This window comes from Methanosarcina spelaei, from assembly GCF_002287235.1.
Taxonomy (GTDB): domain Archaea; phylum Halobacteriota; class Methanosarcinia; order Methanosarcinales; family Methanosarcinaceae; genus Methanosarcina; species Methanosarcina spelaei.
The window spans coordinates 1-3,399 of the sequence record NZ_LMVP01000181.1 but is presented as its reverse complement, the minus strand read 5'-3'; the positions used below and the strand labels follow the sequence as shown (position 1 = coordinate 3,399).

General features: G+C 37.5%; 3 protein-coding genes. 2 read left to right on the top strand and 1 reads right to left on the bottom strand.

Going from position 1 to position 3,399, the window contains the following annotated elements; genetic code table 11:
* Both ASJ81_RS23730 and ASJ81_RS10275 read left to right on the top strand, forming a co-directional pair.
* A partial coding sequence (locus ASJ81_RS23730; RefSeq protein WP_170943274.1) for an LLM class flavin-dependent oxidoreductase occupies positions 1-221 on the top strand: 221 nt, incomplete at its 5' end.
* 650 nt (positions 222-871) lie between these two features.
* The gene (locus tag ASJ81_RS10275) at positions 872-1,228 is read left to right on the top strand and encodes a hypothetical protein (RefSeq protein WP_095644381.1); all 357 of its coding nucleotides are present in this window, start codon (positions 872-874) and stop codon (positions 1,226-1,228) included.
* Between the two features lie 310 nt (positions 1,229-1,538).
* On the opposite strand, the gene ASJ81_RS10270 is transcribed toward ASJ81_RS10275, so the two are convergent.
* The gene (locus ASJ81_RS10270; protein ID WP_095644380.1) at positions 1,539-2,987 is read right to left on the bottom strand and encodes a saccharopine dehydrogenase NADP-binding domain-containing protein; all 1,449 of its coding nucleotides are present in this window, start codon (positions 2,985-2,987) and stop codon (positions 1,539-1,541) included.
* Positions 2,988-3,399: the final 412 nt, after the last annotated feature.

Sequence of the window (3,399 nt, the reverse complement as noted above, 5' to 3'; positions counted from 1 at the left end):
GAGATTATTTTCATCCCTGGAGTGAAGAAGGACAGGCTTGCTTTATATGGAGCTGGCTTGGTGCGGCAGCTGCGAGTACTCATAGCATAGAACTGGGAACAGGTCTGACCTGCCCTATTTTGCGCTATAATCCTGCGGTTATTGCTCAGGTTGCAGCAACAGTATCTTCACTTGCCGGAGGAAGGACTGACACCATATTTAATTGGACAAATAAGACTTAATAGTTCTTAAAAAAATTACTCATCTTTCAAGAGGGCTATTACTTAAATAAGATTTACACTCCCGAAATGTCTGCTCAAAATGGAAAAATTATGAACATTGACAATCTGCGAAAAAAAATGGTTGCTTTTCAGAGAACCCTGAGGAATAAATTAGGTTTGTAAGGAAATTTATCGACATAGGTTTTACCCATGTTTACGTTCATTCAGCAGCTCCACACCAGATAGCTTTTATTAAAGCTTACGGAAAAGATGTTTTGCCAGCATTAAAAGAGACGTGACTGGTATTCTGAAAATATCAAAATTACAGACACGGTCGAGTAAGAGAAAGTGCTTACTCGCTTACTCGCTTTATCTCTCCTCAATAACGGATCACTGTATACGGTATATTTCAATAAATTAAAAGTGAAATACTTTGGGGACAAAATAGAAAAATAAAAACTGATATAGAGTAGAAATTCTCACCTTACATATCCTTAGAATTGCCAGTGATCTATAGCAAACCTGGATACAGAAGTAAGTGAACTGGGAGCAAAATTTGCTAAAAGTTTTTTTGTGACTATTACTTTACTATCTTCATAACTTAACCGGAACTAAACGTTTATAAAGATTTAAGACTGTAATAATTACTCATAAAATAGGGAGGTTATGAAATGAGAGTAGAATGTTGTATTGAAAGACAACAACACAATTTAATGATTGACGAAGAAGAGGTTGAAAAAGTAAAAGCTGAACTCGAAATAGCATCTGAGAAAGTTGCTTACTTTGATAGTTTAATAATAACCGCAGACAGTTTGAGGAAATCAGCAGAATCTAAGATTATACTAACACAATCAAAAAAATTAGATACAATTAGCAATAAACTAGATTCACAGATTCAAAGTCTTGGAGAACTAATAAGGAAAGCTGAGACCAAAAGAGAAGAAGCAATAAGTAAACTACTGGATGCAGAAGTTAGTTTGATAGTTCTGGAGAATAAAATATTACACTCAAAGCTCGCAAGATTTTAACGACAAATAAAATGAGAATATATGTTAAACAGATAGCCTGTGAGCAAGAAAAAAAGGCATATCTGTAACTTATTTTTTAAGCACCTGAAGATTTAAAGATTTTTACTTAGTTAGACGGCAGTGTGTTAGAAGTTCTGTAAGTTATGATTGACTCTGTATTCCTTTTCTTCACCACAAAAAACAGAAAGTAGAGTTAACAGTCAATTTATTCTCACTGAATTATCTTGTCGATCATTTAACGTAGAAGCACAGAGGAAAGAACCCTTCCTCGACAGACATCAGTCTGCCTGGAGGGTTAGTTTGTTCTGGATTAACCTACGAAAAGAAAATTTTCGAATTGCCATGGGTCGGGATTGTGTTTCACGGCTGGATTTTCTTTGAAAAATATTTTGCGATTTTTAAGTGGTGTCCAGGCCGACGGTGTGGAGATAAATTTTCCAAGATAGGGTTTGGCAATATCCAAGACAAAGTCATGAGGCAAATCCTCAGGTGTTTTAATACCTTCTCGTGGATTTTCAAGCATCCAGAGTATAGCAGCAACAATGCCTGCAGCTACCTGAAGAGTAGTAGCATTCTGACCGGGAGCAAGGGATCTGGTCTCTTCAATGCTCAATGCGCTACCAGTCCACCAGGAATTATAAGAGTGGCCCATCAAGAGTGCACCCATTATGTCCTCTCCAGATGTGATTTCATTTGTCATAATCCTGAGTTTGGGTTGAAGCTCATAATTCCGGCCACGCAATTCGCAAAGAGAAGAAAGCGTATCATGACAGGGCATGTAAGCATAATGTACGGTAGGCCTATAGACCGCCCTGTTGTCTTCCCAAACAGTTAACAATTTTGAAAGGCCATATGACTCACCATGACGGATCGCCATACCTACAATTTCTTCATCCGGTATCCATGATCTGACCCATGTATTAATTCCCATCTGGGGCAAGAGAACCACATTTTTCGGCCCATCAGGAGGTATATACGCCATGGGCGGCAATTTGTTCTCATGCGTTCCCCAGGCGATTTCAACCGGAGCCGTTCCTTCTTCTCTTAATCCTTCAATGCTCCATGTTCCTACAAATTCATTAACTTCTTTTGGTCGGCTGGCAATTTGAGTATCCCTCTCACTACAATGGATCACTTTAACTCCCAATTTCTTAGCCAGGTGGGCAAAATCCCTGTTTTTTGCAAGGAGGGCAATTTCTGTTTCATCTTCGGGAGAGACTTTCTTATCAGCACAGGTGCGAGCGGCAATATCCAGCAAGCCTTGCTTTACGAAGTAAGTTATCAGGCCGGGATTTGCGCCATGGTCAACGACAGCAGTAGGCGCATCTTTCCAATCACGGGAAAGTTCAAGCAATTTCATTTGTCGGAAATAAAGAGATTTTTCCAATAAGCTTTGAGTCAAAAATTTCTCAGCAGGGTCCCATACTTCAACAGACGTATTAACGTACAATACATTGTGATCATGGCACCAACTAATGATTTCATTGGCATCGATATTCCATGAAAGATCAATGATCAGGCCTTCATTTTCCATATATTGTGACAAAACTTGATTCAAATTTTTCGGGGTAATTTTTTCACAGACGAATCTTAATCCCTGATTAGTGTATTTTTTCAGAGCTTTTGATTTGTCTTCAAAATCAATTAAAGTAATGTTTTCTAGCGGAACATCGAGTTTATCCAGTAAAAGGGGTAGAGTACACTGTGAAACTGAGCCATAACCTATAATGAGGATTTTATTTGAAAACATTTTTTTCATAGGATTCGTAAACGCGAGGCTTGGATATAACTTTTCTCATATTAACTTTTCTCAATAATGTGACCTGACTTATCCAAACATGAGCGGAGGCCCATAATTGAAAAAAAATAGTCATCTTGTATATTTTCAAAAAATCTGAACAACCTTCATCCCAGATCACAACATATCTCGTTAAAACTTATTTTTTGTTCCAATTCGGACGAAGCTTTACAGGTATTCAAGACTGCACCTAAAATCTGGACCACTGGTTAAGAAATATTCTTAAAAAAAGATCGGATGAAAATATGAAAAAGTCAAGTTCCGAATTAAAGATATTATATATATGGCAGTGAATTCCATATACGCTTCAAGTACTACGAGGATCTCAAATTAGGGTTTTGACTTAAAAACTTATTCTTTTTTTCACTAACTC